The organism is Paenibacillus sp. GYB004 (genome assembly GCF_036577605.1).
GTDB classification, from domain to species: Bacteria; Bacillota; Bacilli; order Paenibacillales; family NBRC-103111; genus Paenibacillus_AB; species Paenibacillus_AB oceani.
Map to the genome: position 1 here is coordinate 25,284 of NZ_JARBDB010000033.1, position 21,068 is coordinate 46,351.

At 53.5% G+C, this 21,068-nt stretch carries 14 protein-coding genes; 3 read left to right on the top strand and 11 right to left on the bottom strand.

The genetic code is table 11. From position 1 onward, the window contains the following. Window positions 1–22: 22 nt before the first annotated feature. The 5 genes from PV433_RS14220 to PV433_RS14240 form a co-directional block, all read right to left on the bottom strand. Complete coding sequence (locus tag PV433_RS14220) at window positions 23–1,414, bottom strand: FAD-dependent oxidoreductase (RefSeq protein ID WP_332072749.1); 1,392 nt, start codon at window positions 1,412–1,414, stop codon at window positions 23–25. A gap of 295 nt (window positions 1,415–1,709) precedes the next feature. Then, complete coding sequence (locus PV433_RS14225) at window positions 1,710–3,674, bottom strand: right-handed parallel beta-helix repeat-containing protein (RefSeq protein ID WP_332072750.1); 1,965 nt, start codon at window positions 3,672–3,674, stop codon at window positions 1,710–1,712. Window positions 3,675–3,706: 32 nt separating this feature from the next. Further along, on the bottom strand, window positions 3,707–5,047 hold the full coding sequence (locus PV433_RS14230; protein WP_332072751.1) for an ABC transporter substrate-binding protein: 1,341 nt from the start codon (window positions 5,045–5,047) through the stop codon (window positions 3,707–3,709). A gap of 14 nt (window positions 5,048–5,061) precedes the next feature. Continuing rightward, a complete protein-coding gene (locus tag PV433_RS14235) occupies window positions 5,062–8,127 on the bottom strand; it encodes a heparinase II/III domain-containing protein (protein ID WP_332072752.1) in 3,066 nt (1,021 codons plus the stop codon). 45 nt (window positions 8,128–8,172) lie between these two features. Continuing rightward, on the bottom strand, window positions 8,173–9,942 hold the full coding sequence (locus tag PV433_RS14240) for a hypothetical protein (protein WP_332072753.1): 1,770 nt from the start codon (window positions 9,940–9,942) through the stop codon (window positions 8,173–8,175). A gap of 637 nt (window positions 9,943–10,579) precedes the next feature. Here PV433_RS14240 and PV433_RS14245 point away from each other — a divergent pair. Both PV433_RS14245 and PV433_RS14250 read left to right on the top strand, forming a co-directional pair. Next, on the top strand, window positions 10,580–11,959 hold the full coding sequence (locus tag PV433_RS14245) for an extracellular solute-binding protein (RefSeq protein ID WP_332072754.1): 1,380 nt from the start codon (window positions 10,580–10,582) through the stop codon (window positions 11,957–11,959). Between the two features lie 3 nt (window positions 11,960–11,962). Beyond that, complete coding sequence (locus tag PV433_RS14250) at window positions 11,963–12,178, top strand: hypothetical protein (RefSeq protein WP_332072755.1); 216 nt, start codon at window positions 11,963–11,965, stop codon at window positions 12,176–12,178. A gap of 229 nt (window positions 12,179–12,407) precedes the next feature. On the opposite strand, the gene PV433_RS14255 is transcribed toward PV433_RS14250, so the two are convergent. The 3 genes from PV433_RS14255 to PV433_RS14265 are packed head-to-tail and all read right to left on the bottom strand — an operon-like array spanning window position 12,408 to window position 15,102. Continuing rightward, window positions 12,408–12,896, bottom strand: coding sequence for a hypothetical protein (locus PV433_RS14255; RefSeq protein WP_332072756.1), 489 nt, complete (start codon window positions 12,894–12,896; stop codon window positions 12,408–12,410). Between the two features lie 27 nt (window positions 12,897–12,923). Further along, the gene (locus PV433_RS14260; RefSeq protein ID WP_332072757.1) at window positions 12,924–14,669 is read right to left on the bottom strand and encodes an SPFH domain-containing protein; all 1,746 of its coding nucleotides are present in this window, start codon (window positions 14,667–14,669) and stop codon (window positions 12,924–12,926) included. Between the two features lie 4 nt (window positions 14,670–14,673). Beyond that, window positions 14,674–15,102, bottom strand: coding sequence for a hypothetical protein (locus PV433_RS14265; RefSeq protein WP_332072758.1), 429 nt, complete (start codon window positions 15,100–15,102; stop codon window positions 14,674–14,676). Window positions 15,103–15,572: 470 nt separating this feature from the next. Between PV433_RS14265 and PV433_RS14270 the strand changes: the two genes are divergently transcribed. Further along, entirely contained in the window at window positions 15,573–16,775 is a 1,203-nt protein-coding gene (locus tag PV433_RS14270; protein ID WP_332072759.1) for a multidrug effflux MFS transporter, read from the top strand. 133 nt (window positions 16,776–16,908) lie between these two features. Here the strand turns inward: PV433_RS14270 and PV433_RS14275 are convergent, their stop codons facing one another. The 3 genes from PV433_RS14275 to PV433_RS14285 all read right to left on the bottom strand — a co-directional run bounded on the left by PV433_RS14275 (window position 16,909) and on the right by PV433_RS14285 (window position 21,056). Further along, a complete protein-coding gene (locus PV433_RS14275; RefSeq protein WP_332072760.1) occupies window positions 16,909–17,340 on the bottom strand; it encodes a hypothetical protein in 432 nt (143 codons plus the stop codon). A gap of 565 nt (window positions 17,341–17,905) precedes the next feature. Further along, window positions 17,906–18,718, bottom strand: a complete 813-nt coding sequence (locus tag PV433_RS14280) for a right-handed parallel beta-helix repeat-containing protein (protein WP_332072761.1) — start codon at window positions 18,716–18,718, stop codon at window positions 17,906–17,908. A gap of 4 nt (window positions 18,719–18,722) precedes the next feature. Continuing rightward, window positions 18,723–21,056 (bottom strand): right-handed parallel beta-helix repeat-containing protein, encoded by a 2,334-nt coding sequence (locus tag PV433_RS14285; RefSeq protein ID WP_332072762.1) that lies wholly within the window; start codon window positions 21,054–21,056, stop codon window positions 18,723–18,725. Window positions 21,057–21,068 lie beyond the last annotated feature (12 nt).

Consider the following 21,068-nt stretch of genomic DNA (forward strand, 5'->3'; position numbering starts at 1 on the left):
GGAAGCTTGGCCGGAGCAGCGGTTACCCGTGCCCGTCCAAAGATAGGATCGCCCCACGCTCCCGCAGCTTTTGCCGGATCATTTGCACATCCACCTCTTCGGGCGTGATATTTTGCTTCGCCGCTATCGCGGCCCCGATGCCCACCCCTTCGCCTACGGCCATACAAGTAGGCATCACTCGGGAGGAACCGAATACAACCGGGTCCACGCTGATGCACCTGCCGCTTAACATGAGCCGCTTAATATCTTTGGAAATCGTCGCCCCATAAGTGATGCCATAAGGGCCGGCAAGCGAGCGGATCAGTGTCGAATCCCCCGAGCCGCTGTGAATATCGATAATATACGATCCTAAAGCGATCGTGTCCTCAGGAATGACTCCTTGCACCGCCGCGTCTTCGCGTATCATCTGCATGCCTTTGATCCGGCGGGTTTCGCGGATGCCCAGAAACGGCGCGATGGAGGACAAATAAATATGTTCAAAGCCGGGGATATGCTCCTTCAGCATCCGGATGAGGGGGAGGATCTGCAAATGCGACTCCACCTCGCCCCGGCTCAGCTCCTCGATCCGGGTGCCGTCAAAGTTCAGGATGCGAATACAGTTTAAAGCGATATGCCCTTCCCGCGGCAAGTTGATATAAATAATCGTATCACGATCAATCGGGCATTTCCCTTCTTGTCTCAGCCGGGATATCGTATTTTTTAATCCGACGAACACATGATTTTCGCTGGCCCGCAGAAATTGGGCCGTATATCCGGGACGTATTTTCATCGAGGAACCGTGCTTGAGCTCTTCCGGGTGTTCCTCCAGAAAATTCATAAACCGTTCCAGCTCGAAGCCTCCAACCGTAAACATTAAGGTGGGGGGTTGCGTCTCGCCGTTCGCATACTGCCCCTTTTCAAATTCGGCTCCCGCCATAAACGCAACGTCGCCGTCCCCTGTCGCATCGACAAATACGTCGGCAAACAGTTCGATTTCTTTGCCTTTGCCTTTCACAATAACCGATTGCAGCTCGCCGTTCTTGACGGTGGTCCCGATAATTTCGCAATGGAGCAGCGGACGCACCCCGTATTTTTTTACTTTTTCGAAAAGCACGATTTTCATTAGATTCGGGTCAATCACCGTCGTCGAATTGTGCAAGGGACATGCCCGGTGGCCGAACGAACCGTCCAGTTCGATCAGACGGTCCACGATCTCCTGGGGCAGCCCGCCGGTCACCTGCCGTCCCCCAGCGTCCAAAAAAGCCAATAAAGGCAAGCCGATCGTCATATTTCCGCCTAAAAAGCCTTGCCGGTCCACGATTATCGTTTCCGCGCCTTCGCGCGCCGCCGCGATTGCCGCTCCAATCCCCCCGGCGCCGCCGCCCAGGACGAGCACCTGCGTTTTTATTTGTTCTCGTTTGACATTATCCTGCATACGGGTCCCTTCTTTCTTCTCATCATGTCGGTTCATTAATAGGGAATATCGCTGATCCATAACTTTTATTTCATTATATAGAGGCGATCATCGCCCGAACATGCACGATTATTTCATTCGCACATATATTTTGTTTCATCACGGGGCACTGTGGCAGTCTGCTGCCGGCGACAACATGAAAAGCCCTGTCGGGCGGATTCATTCCCCGGAATGATCCGTCCAAGCAGGGCTTAACGAGCAAGCTTGCCTTGGAAAAGCTGACGATACCCGCCGGTGCGAACGGCTTTCCCAAACCTTAATAGCCAAGCACCGTAACATAAAAATCGCTATCAACCGGAATATCGCCCGGATTGGCAATCCGCACCCGAAAACCGTTCGCAGCGGACGATACGACCGAATAGACCAGTGCCGCGCCGCCTCTCGCCGTGATTTGCGGGACGACGCTGTCCGCCGAGCCCAACGCTTCGCCAAGGACGATATCGACCAAGCCGGTACCGGCTCTCGTTACGGAAGCAATCCCCTTTCCCGCCCTCAGGATCGCATCGGTGCCGTTCAAGCGGATATGCCCATAGGCGACCGGCGTCAGAAACCACGACCCTCCAGCTTCGTTGGCCGCTGTGTTCACCTTTGCGTTCATCCCTCCGTAGAAGGAGTTGTCCTTCCCGACCTTGACTCCGTAACCGGACGCCGGAGCCGGAAGCGATACGCCGGCGGTCATAAACGGTTGATCGCGATTGCGAAACGTATTGCCGTTTATGACACCGCTTACATTGCCTGAAGCCACGAGCACTCCGAAAGCGACATTGTAGTCGCTCACCTGAACGTTGTCTACGACATTGCCTGTGAACGAAAAATCTTTGACCGTATTCCGCAGTGTAAGCGCGGATCGCAGTGAATTGCGAAACACATTGCCGCAAACGGTCACATTTTCGAAGAAGGAGATGCTGACGGCACCGTCGTTCGGATGGTAGCCGTAGCCTTGGATATAGTTGTCCGCGACAATCAGGCTGCGCCCGATCAGATCGTCCGTTCCGCCCGGGCTGAAGGCGGTAATGGCCGCTCTCCGGTAAGGGTCCGTCGGCTCCAGGATCAGCTCGTTGCCGACGCATACGATATTACGCGGCGGAGCCTTGCCGTTCGTATCGTTGGAGCCGCCCTCGTCGATGCCGATGGCGATATACGATCCCCGCGTCACGTTGCCGATGAACCGGATATTGCGACCCCCGTGGGTGTCCAGCGACTTCCATGTCGTTGCTCCCTTGACATGGTTGAAGGCGATATTTACGTTATCCGACGGCCGGCCAATCGTCAGATTCGGATCAGGCACGCTCGTGCTGCCATGAAGCCGCGTGACGGCGATGCCGTACACGTTGTAGTTCGGCTTCGCGCCCGCAAACCCGGGAGACAGCTGCTCTATCGTATTGCCGATGCATGTGCCATTGACGATGCCGTACAAGCGGATGCCGTCCCGGCCGCATCTGCTGATCTTATTGTTGATCGCGCGGAAAGAGGTGACGTTGTCGGCAAGGATGCCCGACTGGCCGAATCCCTCGATCCGGCAATTCTCGACGACGATTCGTTCCCCTACATCGGTAAGCGCTTGCATTTGAGCGGCGTTGTAGCCGAGGACACCCCGCTGATACCACCGGCCCCGTATATCGATGCCGATATTTTCAGCGTATTGGGCGTTCCAGATCGCTGCATCCTGGTCTCCGTTCACCCAGTCGGGCACGCCTGTGCCGTACCACGGACCGCGTATGTCGAAGCCGTCGATCGCAATGTCCCGGCTCCCGGGCTCGACGGCGAAGCCCGCATAGGCGCCCGGATTCGGCTGCAGAATGATCACGTCGCCCTCCGCCGCCAGACGGGTGCCGGATCGAACGATCGGCGTGCCGCCCGTAAAATCGTAAGTGCCCGGCGAGAAGCGAATCGTCCTTCCTTGCGCTGCGTCGAGCGCCGTCTGCACGTCTGCATAATTTTTGCCGCCTGTGTAGATCAGCGCTCCCAGCACCCCGGCCACCGTTCCTCCGCCGTAGCCGATAAGCTCCGCTCCCTTGGCCGGGTCCGCCCCGTCGGCCAGATCGGCAGCGAGCTGTTCGCAGCAGTCCTCCGACCTTCCGCCATAGACGGACTCCGTTACGGAGCCGGGCATAGCTGCCGCGGAATAACCGAAGCTTGCGGCCGAGGCGGCTCCGGCCATCGCCATCGCCATCCCGGATAACAGCTTGCGCCGGCTGATTGCCGTTTTGCTTTCGGACATGTGCACGACCTCCTGTTATGAGGTAATATCCATTACTTGTTTAACGCCTCTGCTATTACTTTTACAGCATCCTCATCCGCCTGGCGCAGTGCCGTATTCAGATCGAGCTCGCCCTTTTGCAGCTTCAGTCCGTAGGACGTGTACAGATCGATCAGCTTTGCGTCGTAAAGGGCTTTGGGAGCGTTCGGTGCAAATTTTTTCTCAAATACGGCTTTCAGGTTTTTATCCTTGAACGGCGATTCCGTACCAAACGTTTTCAACACCTCATCGTTTTTCAAGACCGGCATGATGCCTTTTCGGGCCAGTTCCATCTGAAACTCGTCGGATACCATATATTTCAATACTTCCATAGCGGCCGATTTGCTCTTGGATGTTTTCGTAATGCCGAAGTAGGTCGGATAAGAAGGCGAGCCCGTATTCGGGAGATTGGAGAAGGAGGGCAGTGCGACGATATCCCAGTTGAACGCCTTAAGCTGCTGTTCCCATGCGTAGATCAGACTGGACAAATAAGGGAACATCGCTACCCTCTGCTTATCGGTAAAATCGTAGATATCCGGAATTTTCCCCGAAGTTCTCATATAATCGGTTACGACGGAATCCTGGAAAGGGTCCATGAACAGCGTGCGATAGAACGTTTTCCAGCGTTCGTCCTTATTGATGGTGGGCGCGTTGGATGCCAGATCGGCATTCGCGATCGAGAGCGGATTTAACCGGAACATATGCTTCTGGGAATGGGTCATGCCGAAATAGGAGACGCCGCCTTCGATGCGGGCCATCTTCTTGGCCGTTGCGATCGTTTCCTCCCAAGTGGCGTCGGATTTCGGATACGGCACGCCGAACTTGTCGAATAACGTCTTATTGTAATAAAGGACGAGATTGCTGGTGAAGACGGGCAAGCCGTACATTTTCCCGCCGGAAGCCTGCCGCACCGCATCGATGATCGTCGGCTCGAACTTGTTCAGGTCGACCTTGTGCTCGCGGATCAGCTCGGTCATGTCGTACTCGAGCGCGGCCGGCACCATAAAGTTTTCATAATTCCCGATCGATTGGAAGAAAATGTCGAACGTCGTATTTGTCGCGATCATTTGCTCAAGCGTGATGCCTTGGCTTTGAATATATTTGATCGTATATTCGGGAAATTTCTTGCGCAGCGTATTGCCGAAACGGTAGTCGAAGCTTTCCGTCGGATCGTTATTATTCGAATAAAACACCACCTCCGCCGGTTCTCTTTTGGCCGGCGTTTGCTCCTGGAGCTGAGAGGAATCCGAGTCGGTTCCCCCTCGCTTCCCTTCCCTTTCACCCGAGCAGGCCGACGCCAATACGATGGCGGCAACCATGATCACTACCGGTGCGGCATACCTTTTAACAGACATGGTGAACATCCCCCTTATGATTTACGGTTATTCTCTCTGACGATCAAATGAGACAAAGGTATACGGAAGGCTGCCCCTTCGGCAATGTCGTACACGTATCCTTTGGAAAAATCGTCGGCATCCGCATACTGCCGCACCAAGGACGCTTCCCCGATATCGAGACGGTAACGCGCGCCGCCGAGTCGTTCGGCATGCTCGATCCGATAAGCCGCATTGCGGATTCCGTCATTCGCGACATAAACGAAACGGCCGATCCAATCTTCCCATGTATCGCTGGCGCCGTCCCCGGGCAATGCGTCCAGTTCCACCACGAGTACGTTGCGAAAGGAAAGCTCCCGCGTAAAATCAACGACCGTCCCCGCCGCAAACGCGCGTCTCTCGCCGGAGAAGTCCGTGAACCGGCCGTCATTCGCATAGACGAACACTTCGCGATCGTCCTGCTCCGCGTATACGCCGAAAAATCCGGCAAACTTCAGCGTCCCGTCCACGATATACTCGGTATCCGACGACAGCGTGCAGACGACCGTATCCGATCTGCCGCCCTCCAGCGCGATGCGGATCGCTCTCGCTTCGAAGTTCCCTGCAATCGTCCCGTCAGCCCTCCTCACCTCCAGCGGTTCGATAGACCGGATAAACCGGCGCCCCCGGTAAGGCTCTATCACGGAGCTGAAAATCGACTCGAGATCGTTCCCCTGCCGGTGCGCGATGACATACTTCAGGGACGGCGGGTTGGTCGGTTTCTGTGGAGGCACGCCATCGGCCAGAGCTACGTCGTCGACCTTTCCCAGCATGGTCAACCGCAGATGAACGTCTCTGGCATCCGGCGAAAGGCCGCGAAAGTCAACGGCCGCCCAATCGACGCTGAACTGTTCAGGGGGAACCGTGTCGCGCTCCACATTCCTCAAGTAATGATAGCCGCTTCCCCGATACAGCTTCTCCTCGGGATCGGCATCGTTCGGAATCCCGTAAGGGACGTCCGGTCCGGCGTAGGTTCCGGCGAACTGTCCCGTTTCGTCCGTCTGCGGCACGAGACGCAGTCCTTCGACGCTAACGCCGCCTACCGTCCCGTGGAAGCTGTAGCGGTGATCGCCGCCTCCCTTGATGCGAAAAAAATCGACGGTGTAGCTGTTCGTCTCATCCACCCGGATCATAGCGGTCGTCCGCCGGTACAGATCGGTTTGCGGATACGCCTGCGGGTCCTCCACCTCGATCAGCTGTACTTGCGGACCGTCGTCGAAATGGCGCGGAAGGCCGACCCAGGAACCTTTCTGCTTCCGGTTATCCACGACGACCGTATTGTGACTGATCGTATTGTTCTCCCATTCATGCCGCTTCGGCCACATCCCCGTCGCCTCCGGGTATCCGAGATCAGGGCTCAAGTCCAGACCGAAAGCGTGCACGCCGATATTCAGCTTATCGCGATGGGCATGACTCGTCCCCGAACGCCCGTAATACATCCAGATGTCCCGCCTCGTATCTCCGAAGGCCGGGTCCGCTTTGTCTCCATCCCGCAGAACGGCAAAGCCGAAGCCGGTCATCTGATCGCTCCGCGGCTTCCACTCGCCGTGCGTATCGATCTCATGTCTGATCCTAGCCGCCAGGCGGTCCGCCTCTTCCGAGAATATATCGCCGTGAATGCCCTCTGCCGAATTCCCGTTCAGAAAATAGGCGACTTGAGCCATCACCGGTTCGCGATATAACTCGTAGGCTTTCACGGCCACCTTCAGATCTATCAGGCGGAAGGCGTTGCCGGTCAGCCCCGTATCCCCGATCTGGGCTGTATACCGGTCCAGCATGATCAGCGGAAGCTGGGAGTGGAACATGCGCTTCAGCCTTACGTTCCGGTACAAATCGGCGCTCTCCGGCCTGTTGTCGTATCCGGACAATAGATCGGAAATAAGCATATAACCTTCCAGCCAGCCGCTGTTGTAGCCGGGAGAGCCTTCGTCGCCATGGCCGTCCCTGTCCACGAGATTGACGAGCGAGGCCAGCATGTTGCCGCCGGATATGTGATGGGCGGGCTTTTTCAAGTACGCGCCCGACTGGAAGACGAATTGCAGCCACTCCTCCGTCGTACCGGGCTCGTCGAGCACGACGGCCGCCATCGCCAGAGCGCTTTGGTGGTAGCCCGTATTGCCGCGGATGCGCGCGGTTCGTACCCCCGGATATACTTCCCGGATTATGCCGTTCTCGATGTTCAGGCGGATCGCCTCCGCCGTGTTTTTCGTATTGGCCAGGCCGTACCGCCGCGCTTTTTGCGCAAGGAAGTCAATCGTTTCCCTGTCGTCCATCATCGGGTAGAACGCATCGTAAGCGCTTGCGTATAATTTGACGAGGCGGGTTTCCCATATCGAGCCGATCGTTTTGCCGAGACCGTCTCCGCCGTGAGAATTAAGGAATACCGCTTTGTCATAAGGCAGCGTATCCATATCGGGATAAACGTCTGCGATCCGGTCCAGCAGGATGACTCCTGTCCGGGCATAACGAATATCGCCCGTATACAGATAAGCGTCCCGAAGGCCGGTAAGTACGTCCATCACTACGTTTTTCCACAAAAAGTGATGGTAATAGGCGACGAATGTCCACCGGTTGCCGTGTTCGTCCACCCATCCGAAGCCGTCGTCGACCCCCCACGACTCCCCTTTGCCGGGATAACGCGTGTTTACAAGAAGCCGTCGGTCCGCGAGTCGCGGATCGAAGATGCCGTGCCGGTCGAGACCGCTGGCGTAATAAGCGGCGAAGTCGTTGGTCGGGAATTGATAGCCGCTGCTCGGGTCCGTTATTGTCCAAGGTTCGTCCAGATCCAGCGTGTAACCGTAAGGGCCGTACATAGCGAGAAACGCTTTTCCGGTAATCGGTGAACCTTCCACCTGGTTCGTAGCGTAGCTGCGTGGAACGGACTGGGGAGGAATCAGGCTCCACCAGAAGTCCGCTCCGCGCGACAAAGCCTCGTCCGCCTTGGCGGTCGCCCGCTCCATCAAGTCACGGGCCCATCGGCAGGTTGCGATATTCGCCCGCGCATTGGCGATTTTGCTTGGGGTATACAGGGTGACCCTGCGCTTTGCGTTCGTGATGACCATTTGTTCATTCTCAACTCGCTTTCGGTTCAGACTGCGGATGACGGACTACTTTACGGATCGCATAAGCGGCGTCGTTCCGGTCGAAGTTCGGATCGTCGGAACGCCATAACGCACCGTGACGGATGAAGCGTGCGAGTGCTCGCCGCTTCCGCTTCCTCCCTCCGGAACCGGAATATACAGCACCGCCTCGATCTTCTCTGCTTCCCCCGTCCCGGCTGCGACGGAGATTGCCCCATCGTCCGCGACGCTTACGATTCGCAGGCCCCGTCTGGCCCGTTCCCAGTCGTTGATCCGCTTCCCGGTCCAAAATTCGAAGCCTCGCGCCTTCGCTTCCTGGACCGTGCGCCGGAACGCTTCCCGGACGGGCTGTTTTTGGTGAAGATGCACTTGGTGGAACAGGAAATGGGCAACCCCTTCAGCACGGCGCACTTCCTCCAGGAAAGGAACGATTACACTGGTGTCCGTCCACTTGCCATGATCCAGATCCTGGGTCAAAAACCCGATCTCCAGCACGTTGTACCGCCGGTTTCGTTCCTCCGACCAGGCGATCGGCCGGTAGGGGTGGCATGTTCCGAACAAAAAGCCGACGTTCCCCTTCTTGCTCGGCCCTCTCGTCTGGTCGCTCTCGATGCCGTACTTTTCACACCAGCGGAACAGTTCGCCCCAGCCCTCGAAGCGGGTAACGTGGTTTTTGTTCGACACAACGTCCGTATCGCTTGCAACCGCTCTCAAAAAATCCAGCTGGCGCTTGAATTCAGCTTCAGCCCAATAGCCGTTCCGGTCGATCGCATTATAGTGGAACGCGATTTCATGGCCGTCCTGCTCGATCCGGTCATATAGTTTCCGGCTGTAACCGCTCTCGATCATGCACCAGGTCGTACGGATCCCGCACTCCTTCATCAGCTCAAGCGTCGTCATGCCGTGCTCCTCGTCATTGCCGTCGCTGTCGTGGGAAATCATCGCGACCGCTTCGACCCCAGGCGGCCAGTAGCCGATATACGGAACGCTCCAGCCGTGCTCGGCCGCACGCCGAACGAGATGTCCGATTATGACCTCGCGCCATTCGTCGGCGTAGGGATAAGCGAAATAGGGAGCTCCGGTCTCGCTGACCCGTCGGTCGCGCCGCCAGCACATCTCTATCGTATCGTCCGCCTTCAAAATTCCGTCATTTACGGAAGCGGTGCCATCCGGTGCCGGAGCTCCGTCCTCGGCAAGCGGCGCGGACCCTTGCTGCAGCCCCACGATTGTCGTCAGCAGCCCGACCGACCAACGGTCAACGAAGCCGGCGCCGACCCGAAAACGGAGAAGCGCAGGCAGCACCTCATGATCGGCGTCGCGGGCATCGTCCTGCAGCGCATCCAAGCGGATTTCCCCAAGCTTCCCGGCCGAAGCGGCGTTTTCTTCGAATGGCCGCCAAGGCAAAGCATCGAGAAAGCGCAGCGGCCTGGATTCCGAGCCATCCGTTCCTTTCCCGCCGGAGCCGAAGGAAGCATACCCGGAGTGGTACCGCGGCTGCCTGGTATATCCGAATCTTGCGGCCATCCGGTTCAGATTGGCAAACAAGACGACGCCCCCTCCCTCGCTGGCGAAGCGGTGCAGGACATCGACGGTAGCCTCCGTCTCGGCGGCCAAGGCAACCAGCACCAGATCGTACCGGCTTCGCTGCAAGTCATCCAGCCGCTTCGGCATCTCATACGTTATTCCCCGATGATTCAGCAGTTCCTCCAAGTAAGCTTCAAATACATTCATTCCGTAGCGCCAGCGAGCTTCGGCAACTTCCGGATCGAACCAAATCGCGATTCGTGCCAGTTTCATATGCGTTCCCCCAATGCCCTTTTCGCAGCCAGTTTGTGTTAAAACAAAGTTACAACCGGAGTCATACCGGTTATAATAAAATCTTTTCTCCCAAGAATAGCAGTAGGTCAACGCAACGTCTTCAACCGTTTAAAAGCTTTGGTTAACGCTTCAAATGTGGTTACGGTCGCAGTTCGCAAAAGTCTTATAGCGGACCGAGACATCAAAGTAAAGCTGCCTTTTGCACAGGCTGATCCGGCATGGACATAGCTTCGTTTAAAAGCTCTGTTTAGTGAGGCATCTAGGATTTTCGCAACTTGTTGAAACTAGTGCTCTGTTGCTCTGTTGCTCTGTTGCTCTGTTGCTCTGCTGCTCTGCTGCCCTGCTGCCCTGCTGCTTCTGCTGCCCTGCTGCCCTGCTGCCCTGATCGCCTGCTTTTCGTAAAAAAAATGTCTCCCCCATTTCGTTCAAGATTCATCTCCAGCTTGTTTATATTCAAATGATTAAACCGGTATGATACCGGACGATTTAAAGTATATAAGGTTTCACACCATCTGACAAGGAAAAATATAGGCCGTTGTTCGAAAACCATGTTGTATGATTCCGGTTTGCTTTGCTACAATAGCGATACGATGATTTTAGAAAAGGATAGGTTCCCATGCGCAGAGAAAACGAACTGAGATATACGGAATTGGCCAATATTTTACGCGAGCAAATCTACTCGGGCTACATCAAGCCCGGTGATTACCTGTTGTCGGAAAACCGGTTAAGCGAATATTACGGGATGAGCCGGACATCCGTCAGAGCTACCCTGGATAAACTTATGCAGGAAGGCCTTATTGTCAAACAGCCTTCCCGCGGCTCGATGGTTTCGCCCGATCTGGTTATACCGGGGGAGCAGCATAAGACGCTGCATATCGTCTGCACGTCCCCTTCCGAATTTATGAACGCTTGTCTCCCGATCGTCATCGAAACCTTCGAGCGCGAGAATCCGCATGTCCAGGTGAAAGTGGTCGGCTATCCCGCCGGTTCGTTCTGGGACTGTATGAACGGCGGCATGGAGCCCGACCTGCTGTTGATTACGGATCGGCAGTACGCGGATATCGAGAACGACACGGCGTTCAGCGAACTTCACGGCTCCGTATCCAAATCCGCCTCCGGCATATATCCGAAGCTGTTGTCGGCCTTTCAGGAGAACGGCCGGTTCAAAGCGATCCCGGTGACGTTCTCAACCATCTTCATGGCGTACAATCCCGGGCTGTTCGACAAATATAACGTACCGAAGCCAACCGCCGATTGGGTGCGGGAGGATCTGCTGCGCGCCGCCCAAAAATTAACGCTCGATACGAACGGCGACGGCATCACAGACCAGTACGGCCTATCCTTGTCATCCACTTTCAGCCGATGGCTTGTTTTTGCTCTGCAAAACGATGTCCGCTTCTTCACCAAGTCCGAGCAAGTGGAACCGCTTCAAAACTCGCTGGACTTTATCCATGACTTGCTCTTCCGCTACAAGATTGCAACCTTGTTCCAGAGCCGGCGTTTTCTTATCAACGGGGACGCCTTTCCCAGACAGCGGGCGGCCATGGTGCTGACAACATCGATGGAATTGGCCGGTTGGAGAAAGCAAATGCCGTTCGAACCTCAAGTTACTGCGATGCCATTCGGCCCGTCGGAAGCAACGACAGTAGTGGCTAACTTACTCGCGATTCCTGCCACGTGCCGCAATTCCGAGTTGGCCAATCTGTTCATTCAGACCTCGATCCGGGAAGATGTCCAGAAATCCATGGTCGAGCAGACCCACTTCATCTCCGTACTGAAGCAAGTAAACCGGCAAGTATGGAGCGACGATTATTTGCATTCGCTAAATATTCATAACGACGATATCGAAAACAGTTATTTCCTGCACGAGCTGTTTCCGAATCCGATGGATATTCTGGATCTGGAGCAAGGCATGGAATGGTTTTGGGCAGGCCTGGAGTCCGCCTCATCTTTCGCCGGGCAGATGCATGACATTATCGCGCGCCGGTGGGTATAGGGCATGCGGTCGACCGACCACCGTCATGCAGCGAAACACCGCGCGCTAGGAGTTACGTCCGGCCGAACGGGCGTCGATCTTGCGAAGGAAATTATCGCCGCAAATCCGGCCGCGACGGAGACGAACCTGTACGTCGGCATGTCGGTTGTCGGATCACCGGAGAACGTCCCGAACTTAGAAACGAAAGGACCTCAACTTCCACTGGAATGCGGAGGCTGAGGTCCTTTTACTTAAGGAATCGGTCCGGGGCGGGGCTCCCCACATCGCAGAATATCTTGGAGACAGCCCCTTTTGCGTGCAACCCTCTACCTTGTAGGTGAAAGGGAAAGGAAAGGGAAGGGAGAGGGCACCAGGTCATTGCGAATATGGTGGTGTGGGAACCACCCGCCTCCACTTGAGCCCGTTCCCCTCTTGCTTGCGAGCAGGATGCCCCAAAAAATATAGGCAGTTATTCTACATTTATCGAAAACATGTAGGTGACCGTCCCCTTGCTATATTTGGCGAAAATATGGTACAAATAAATCCCGTTTTCTTGTGGCAGTGTTAATTTGTTATCCTCCAGCCTTACGGATGCAGGAGTGCTGTTTTCGCCAGATTGTTCGATTCGCACCTCAACTGTTTGGGGTTCTTCATCAAACTTCAAATTGATTGTTGCGGCCTTGGGTAGTTTAACCGGATCGTATTTCTTAACTTCCAATAATTCGGAAGGTGGAAGCGTGTCAACACACTTCTCGGAAAATGCGCCAGACCAACAATAACTACCGGTTACCGTATCGATTTTTTTCTTATCTGCGGTAATAACTAATGAAGGAGGGAACTGCAGCTTATCAATAAAAAAAATGAACCGATAACAACGCAGGTAGATGGTGGAAATGAGAGTTAGCCGCTTAGTTCTGGAGGAACGCACGAAAAAAGAGAGCAGCCGGCGTGAAACCACACTACTCTCTTTCCGTCTTGCTAGGATCTACTTGTCATTCTCCGGGGAAGCTTTCTCACCGATTTCACTGCCAACCCCTTCCGTTTGGGAGGAAGATTCCGCAGCGGCACTGCTGGACGTTTCCATTACAGGTGCGGAGTTTGTACCCGTCAGACCGCTGATACCGGCGCTTTGCAGAAGAAGTGAAAGAACTTGAGGATCAACGCCTTTAGCCTGCTTCAAGAGCTGGGCGATGCTGTTCGGGTCGAATTCACCCGTTTGACCGACACGGCCGTTGGTCATGTGGGCAAGAACGTCACCCAGCTTGATCCCCGTCATATCGTTTACCACTTCCGGCAGGAACTTCATGAGGTTCGTCACTTGGCTCGTAACTTTCCCCATACCGCTTCCGGCTTCACCGTTGCCGTTAGCGTCGATGATCGTCAGCTTATCGATGTTGGCCATTGGCTCGGCAATCTTACCTGCAACTTCAGGCAGAACCGCTGTGATCAGCTCGACATAACGCAGTTGACCCAGTTTCAGCGCGGCGTCGGCAAGACCCATTTCCTTCTCGACTTCGACTTGCGCCAGACGCTGAGCAACGTCAGCTTCAGCGGAACCTTTTTCACGTGTAGAAGCCGCTTCGGCAAGACCTTTCGCCTTGGTCACTTCGGCTTCGGCTTTCCCTTCCAGCTCTTTCGCCTTAGATTCAGCTTCCGCTTGCAGACGGCGTTTCGTCGCATCAGCTTCAGCTTGGCGCTCTTGCTCGATTTTAGCCGCTTCGGCTTTTTGTGAACGCTCGTAAACCTCGGCATCGGCTTTAACCTTAACTTCCGCCTCGAGCTTTTGGGTTGTGAGGGCAACTTGCTTCTCAGCGAGTTCCGTCTCACGCTCAAGCTTGATCTTTTGCACTTGCATCTCCGCCTCGACAGCTTCGCGGTCGGAAACCGCTTTTTGTACCGAGTAGGCAACGTCCGCCTTCGCTTTCGCTTTGTCCGACTCTTCTTTAAACTGCGACACTTTCAGGTTGCGATCTTTGGTAGCTTCTTCAATCTTCGCTTCACGCTCAAGCTCGGCCTGGCGGGCAATTTGCTCAGCTTCCGCCTTTTTAACCCGGGCTTGCTGCAGAGCTTCCGCTTCGGCAATGTCAGCATCGCGCTTCACCTGCGCAATCCGGGGTTTACCGAGAGAAGCAAGGTACTCGTGTTTATCGCGAACGTCTTTGATCGTGAAGGAGTCGATGGCCAGACCCATTTTCTTCAAGTCAACCACGGCAACTGCCTGCACGTCTTGAGCAAACTTATCACGGTTTTTGTAAATTTCCTCTACCGTCATCGAACCGAGAATGGAACGGAGGTGACCTTCAAGCACCTCGCCCGCTTCGAGCTTGAGGACTTCATCGGACTTATCCAGGTAACGCTCGGCTGCTTTGGCGATATCCTCGATCATACTGCCGACCTTAATGAGAGCTGTCGCGTCCACCTGAACCGGAACGCCTTCTTCTGTGTACACCTCAGGTGTTTTGACCTCAATCATGTGAGATTTCAAGCTCAGACGCTTTTCAACCTGCACGACTGGCAGAACGAGCGCGCCGCCGCCTTTGATGATCTTGATCCGGCCGCCGTTTTGGTTCTCCGATTCGACGATGTTCCTCGAACCGAGCATGTTCCCTGTGACGATCATCGCTTCGTTGGAAGAAACCGTACGGTAGCGGTTAATAAATACCAATACCGCCACGATTAGTACGGCTACCCCGATACCGCCAAGAATCAGTGTGCTGCTTAACTCAAACATAGAATTATTCCTCCTCGTCCAGATCTATTATTTTACTTACCAGGCAAATGCCGTCTTTCACATCAATGACGTGGACCTTCCTGCCGCTAGGTATCGCGACCTTGTCAAAACTGCTGGCAGGTTGATTGGAAACGGAAATCCCCCTTGGGAAGTAAATCTCACCCACGCCTGTTTCCGAGATCGGGACCGTTACGATAGCACTCATACCGACCAAACTGGCCTCAGAAGCTCCATTGGAGTTCTGCATCTTGCGGAGTTTGACTACCACTAAGAAATGAACGGCAATTGTGAAAATGATAGCAAACACCGCTGCGATGATCCAGTTGCGGGTTATGTAACCACAAGCTCCAAACGACATGAAACAGCATGCAAGGGTCAAAGTTTCAATACCGATGTAGTCTCCCAAGTCCACATGGAACATGGCTAATACCACGAGCAGAATCCCTACACCAAAAAGAATCAAATACAGGTCAATACGAATCTCCTCCCCGTCGATATGGATGTTAAGGAACTGAACGAACCAAACTTATACTATTATAGTCGTTCTCAACAAAAACTGCATAATATTAGCACAGAAAGTCGAAAATTCCCCTTATTCGGCGGGCATCCGATCCACTAACACCTCCTCATTCCGGCAAAAGCAGGATAAATTCGGCGGTTTCGCATGCAATTTACAAGATTCAGGGATGATGGACGATGCAGCCAAAACGCCGATAACAATTCAGCTCGCCCCCCCCCCATCATTGGTTGTCGAAATCCGCACAGTTGTGATAGGATGAAAAACAGACTCTCGTCTCGGAATCGTACAAGCCGGCTTCCGGCTCCCTTGTGCAGCTCCGAAATCGGCAAATAAGAGAATAAGAGTTTCGGATATGGAATGAAGAATAGGAGATTCGCTTTATTATGAACAACAAGAACAATCAGCATGTGGTTAGACTGGCTTTACTGCTCGGATTATTTTCGACACTCGGGCCTTTTACGATCGATATGTATTTACCGGCGTTTCCGGAGATTGTGAAGCAATTCGATACGACAGCTTCGCTGGTGCAACTCAGCCTGACCGCTTGTTTGCTCGGACTTGGCATCGGCCAGCTCGTCATGGGTTCGCTGAGCGACGTTTATGGCAGACGTTATCCGCTGCTTATCTCTATGGCCGTTTATGTGGCCGCCTCGTTAGCTTGCGCATTCTCGCCGAATATCGGGCTCTTGATCGCCTTCCGGTTCGTGCAAGGTTTTGCCGCTTCCGCGGGCATTGTCATTTCCCGCGCGATCGCGCGCGACCTGTACAACGGTCACGAGCTTACCAAGTTTTTCTCGATGCTCTTGCTTGTCGGTAATTTGGGTCCACTCGTAGCGCCGGTTACCGGTAGCGGGATTCTTTCTTTCACCACTTGGATCGGCGTATTTCTAGCGCTCGCCCTGCTGGGAATCTACCTGTTGACGATGACCAAATGGCAGCTGCAGGAGACACTGCCACCCGATCGCCGCAGGCCCAGCAATTTCGTAGAGCAGTTGCGGAACTACGGATCGCTCTTGCGGGATCGCCAGTTCGTCGGCTATATGCTGGCACAGGGCATTATGATCGCGGGGGTTTTCGCATACGTTTCGGGAACGCCCTTTATTTATCAAAACATTTACGGGGCCTCGCCGACCGTATTCGCCCTGTTGTTCGGGTCGAACGGCATCAGCCTGATCATCGGTTCCCAACTGGTCGGGCGGATGGCGCATCGCGTATCCGAACAAACCTTTCTGTTGTTCGGCCTATGGCTAGCCTGTCTGGCAAGCGTCGCTGTCTTGGTGGTGGCCCTCGTTCACGGCCCTCTTTTCGCTTTAGTGATTCCGTTGTTTTTCTTCGTAGCGGCAATCGGCATTACATCAACCGCGGCTTTCCCGCTTGCGATGGAGAGCCAGAGTCGGATGGCAGGGAGCGCTGCTGCGCTGCTGGGGGTCATTCCGTTCTTGCTGGGAGCGGTCGTTTCCCCGCTGGTCGGCATCGCGGGTGAAGACACTGCCGTTCCGCTGGGCGTAATTATTTTATTGACGAGCGCCGCAGCGATGCTCGCTTATTTCTTTCTGGTCAGAAAAAAATCGCGTGGAACGGCTTAAGCTAGCAGCATGCGTTAAATAGAAAACCAGTCTGGCACTGTAACGTAGTGTTAGACTGGTTTTGATTTTTGGACAACGGATAATTCAAATCTGTTCTTACTTCTACTGAAATTGTACAGGATTGTACAGCCAGTTATTCTACATTTATCGTAAAAAGGTGGGTCACAGTCCCCTTGGCATGTTTGGAGAAAACAATGTACAGATAAGTCCCGTTTTCTTGTGGCAGTGTTAGTTGGTTATCCTCCAACTTTACAGATGCAGATGTGCTGCTTGCATTAGATTGTTCGATTCGCACCTCCACTGTTTGGGGCTCTTCCTCAAACTTAAAATTTAATGTCGTAGCCTTATGCAGGCCAACTGGATCGTTTTTCTTCTTTTTCAATAATTCGGAAGGTTCAATAGTATCAACGCACTTCTCAGAAAATAAGCTGGACCAACAATAACTTCCCGTTACAGTATCGATTTTTTTCTTATCTGCAGTAACCGTTAGCGTAGGGGGAGAGCTGCAACCTGTCAATAAAATAAATAAACTTAAACAGGTTAAAAAAAATAGTGTTTTTTTCACATATATTACCTCCAATGCAGTTTACAGCTATCACCACGTATTGTATCATCCATTTGTTCCCTCAATAACCGTTCCACTAACAACCGCTTACTGATGCAATCAGCGACTGGAACACTACTGGAACACTGCTCCAGGCTCTCCACTGGCAATGCTCTTCAATATGGAGGAGAAGGATACAGACGCTGGCAAAATCAATGATACGTTTAAAACAAGAGAATTAATACAAAAAGACGACTATCCTCCCAATAAGTGGAATCGCAGTCGTCTTTTTGTTGTTTTTTAGTTCGAAAAATCGTAAGTTCTTCGCAGTCGAAGAACAGCTCTCCCGGAGTACCTGCCTGGATCAGCGTTGCATTGACAATGGACGACACCGGAAGCGGTATTCAGATGACATGCATGTTTCATCTTCACCAGAGCCATAAACGGTATTCAGGACGAAAGCGGCAGACCCGCCCGCCGTCCATCCTTTTCTGTGTCTCTTCCGCCATCATTCATCGACCGTTCCGGCAAGCAGCACATTCAGGTGCCAGCCTTTTATCCGGCAAAGGAGATATTGGATGTGCGATTAATGCGTCCCGTTCTTGTAGATCCCCATATCCCATACGTTTCCTCTGGGGTTGCTATCATAATCGGATGAAATATCGATGGACTGTCCATCCATCAACACAAACTCCGGGATCGCTTTGCCGGCACCGATCGCTGGGCTTCCTGCTTGCAGATGCCAGTTTCCTTCGGCCAAGTTGACGAATTCCGGATCTGCATATACACCGTTTGGTTCTTGCTGAGCAGGCAAGTTCGCATTGTTAACGTACAGGTTATAATCGTGGACCATATTAACCGGCTGCTTCGTACCGGCCGCATTGACGGCATGGTCGGTCACATTCATGACGATATTGTTCATAAACACCGGATTTAAGTTGTCCGGGTCCCAGTCCCAACCGACCTGAGGCTGAGTGCTTCGAGGGCTGTACAAGAAAATGCCGTTCCTCGTGCCGATCACGATATTGTTGTAAGCCGCACTGTCTTTGGAGCCCACGAAGCCAATGCCGTTGTTGATACTGGGTAACCCGTTCAGTGTATCGGCCACAATGACATTATTGTATGCGACCATGTTCCAAGCTTCATAGCCGTTTACGCTGGGATCGCGAGTCCAGGCATAGCCGGTCGATCCCCCCATATAGATCGCGCCTTCAGCCATGTTCACATTGTGGTTATGGATGTAGTTGTTGTACACCTCAATATCCGACGAGCCGCCTTTGGCCAATAGCCCGACCCGTCCAACGTCATAAATCTCATTATTTCGAATCGTGCTGGACTGGACGTTGACGAAATCAATGCCTTCATGCCCCATATCGTAGATGATGTTTCCCTCGACCAAATAATCAGAAACGAGATAATCCTTTCACCCCTTCTTCGAACGCATTGTGAATTTTGTTGCCGATAATATGAACGTGATTAGAACCTTCGAGCACTTGGATGAAAATATCCGACGTAGTCGTTCCGCGCTGATCCTGCGTTATTTCAAAATCTTTCAGCGTAATATAAGGGGTGCCCGTCAAAATCACTTTGGAGGATGGTAAATTCCGATACTGAATAACCGCTTGATGTTTGTTGCGCGCCTTGAATACAATGCGTTCGTCTGCGGTGCCGCCTTGCTTGAAAACGGCCGGGCTAAACTCGATATAGTCGCCGTCCTCAAAAATAACCGTGTTCCCTCGCTGCGCCATACGGGCAGCCTTAGCCATCGTCTTCCACGGCTTATCTTCGGTACCGGGGTTCATATCGGAGCCCCGTGGAGAAACGTAGTATGTCTCGCCCGGCACGGTGCCGGATTCGGGATCGCCCGTCCCCGCGGGCGCATCGATTCTCGCTACACTTATATCGTCGATCTGTATATCCGCCTGGTAAACCGCCGCTGCGATTCCTCCGTTCTGCAGCTGCCCGTCCGAACCGGCCAATTCCAGCTTGCCGTTTAAGTACACCTGAATCGAAGCTCCATTTATAACCAGACGCACATCGGTCCATACCCCGATTGACGGATGCCACTCCTTCTCCTCCAGCGGGGTAACGACGCCAGCAACCTTTTTTTTCAGTCCGATGTAGTCTTTCTCCGGCCGGATCTCCAACAAGTAATAGTTATTGACATCGGTATACCGGGCATACAACGTTAACCAGCCTGACGGATTATAAGACTGAACGAACTTCACTTTTGTGTTCATCTGATAACTTACCCAATTCATAGACCCTGAGTAAGCGCGTGAAATGCCGCTGCTCGAAGTCGCGTTCGGGTCTGTAAATACATGGTTGCCTCCAGGTGTTTCTTCTACAATTTCCATCGTTCCCGTCTGCACAGTCCAAGCGCCGTCTCCATATTCAAACTGCTCTGTGTACAAAATCTCTCCCACCTTCGGTACTGTATTGGCATAAACCCCCATATGCACAGGTTCTGTTCGGACATTCCCGTTAGCGTCCAGATCGACGTCTATCGGCTCACCGTAAAAACCGTTAACGTGTAGAGCCGTTCCTGTACCGGCCGCCGGACTGTCTTCCCTCAGATACCAGTCATGGTACGGATCAGTCAGCAGCGGAGCCTCGTAGACGCCGTTTGGCTCAACAGGCGCATTTGTACAGTTGTAGTACAAATTGTAATCGTGCGCAAGATGGATGGGCGGGTTTACCATGTGAATGGCATTTCCGGTGCAGCCCGAAAAAATATTGTTGGCAAATGTCGAAGAAGTCGGGACCGGCGCCCATCCGGTTGTCGCTCCTCCCCCATTAGCGAAGCTTACCGCGTATTTGGCATCAACGACGATGTTATGATAAACAGCACTGTCCACACTCCCGATAAAGGCGAACGCCGTATCGATCATCCCCGGCTGTTCCGCAACTAGGGTGTTGTTCCAGGCAACCGCATGATAAGCTTGATACCCGTAGGTGTCATACGCTACCGAAGGAGGATAGCTCCCGCCTAGTATAATTCCGTTCTTCATCACCTTGTCGATTGCACGTATGCGGTTATTGGAGATTTGGACGCTGCGCGTGCCGGCCGGCACCAGAATGGCGGCACTGACCTCGCGAATCTCGTTGTCTGCGATGATCGGCCGATCAATGTTCGCCAATACGACGCCGAAGTTGACAAAATCGTATATTTCGTTGCCGACCACCTCAATCCGCTCGCCTTTTAGTGCTTGCACAGCTTTTCCACCGGCGCCGTGAATAGAGTTTCCGCTGACGATACAGTGAGAGCAGTCGCTCATGTCGATGAATATATCCCCGCTTGTTGTTCCACTAACTTCCTGGGTGATTTCAAAATCGAAGATGGAGATGTACTGCTTATTCGTCAACACGATTTTGGATGTTGCAGTCAAATTGGAAAATAACAGCTTCGCCTTCTGTTTATTCCTCGCTTTAATCGTAATCGGCGCATGTTCCGCTCCACTGTTCGTAAACCTCGTTTGAGTGCTCATGTACACGCCATCCTCAAAGATCGCAGTATCGCCGGCCTGAAGCGTTGCTGCGGCCTTCTTAAGCGTTTTCCATGGCGCCGTCTCCGTACCTGGATGGGCATCGTTGCCCGTGGGAGCGACATAGTACGTATTGCCGGCGGCATAGACTTCCCGGGTGCCGGCGATTGTGATGTTGGCCAACAAGCCAATCATGAATACAAACAGAAATACACATGCGCCTTGAAAGCTTCTGTGTCGAAATTTCTTCATTCCAATAGCCTC

What these genes read in the sequence shown, in the direction of transcription:
- PV433_RS14220 (WP_332072749.1), bottom strand. Translation starts at nt 1,414, where the DNA reads ATGCAGGATAATGTCAAACGAGAACAAATAAAAACGCAGGTGCTCGTC.
- PV433_RS14225 (WP_332072750.1), bottom strand. Translation starts at nt 3,674, where the DNA reads ATGTCCGAAAGCAAAACGGCAATCAGCCGGCGCAAGCTGTTATCCGGG.
- PV433_RS14230 (WP_332072751.1), bottom strand. Translation starts at nt 5,047, where the DNA reads ATGTCTGTTAAAAGGTATGCCGCACCGGTAGTGATCATGGTTGCCGCC.
- PV433_RS14235 (WP_332072752.1), bottom strand. Translation starts at nt 8,127, where the DNA reads ATGGTCATCACGAACGCAAAGCGCAGGGTCACCCTGTATACCCCAAGC.
- PV433_RS14240 (WP_332072753.1), bottom strand. Translation starts at nt 9,942, where the DNA reads ATGAAACTGGCACGAATCGCGATTTGGTTCGATCCGGAAGTTGCCGAA.
- PV433_RS14245 (WP_332072754.1), top strand. Translation starts at nt 10,580, where the DNA reads ATGCGCAGAGAAAACGAACTGAGATATACGGAATTGGCCAATATTTTA.
- PV433_RS14250 (WP_332072755.1), top strand. Translation starts at nt 11,963, where the DNA reads ATGCGGTCGACCGACCACCGTCATGCAGCGAAACACCGCGCGCTAGGA.
- PV433_RS14260 (WP_332072757.1), bottom strand. Translation starts at nt 14,669, where the DNA reads ATGTTTGAGTTAAGCAGCACACTGATTCTTGGCGGTATCGGGGTAGCC.
- PV433_RS14270 (WP_332072759.1), top strand. Translation starts at nt 15,573, where the DNA reads ATGAACAACAAGAACAATCAGCATGTGGTTAGACTGGCTTTACTGCTC.
- PV433_RS14285 (WP_332072762.1), bottom strand. Translation starts at nt 21,056, where the DNA reads ATGAAGAAATTTCGACACAGAAGCTTTCAAGGCGCATGTGTATTTCTG.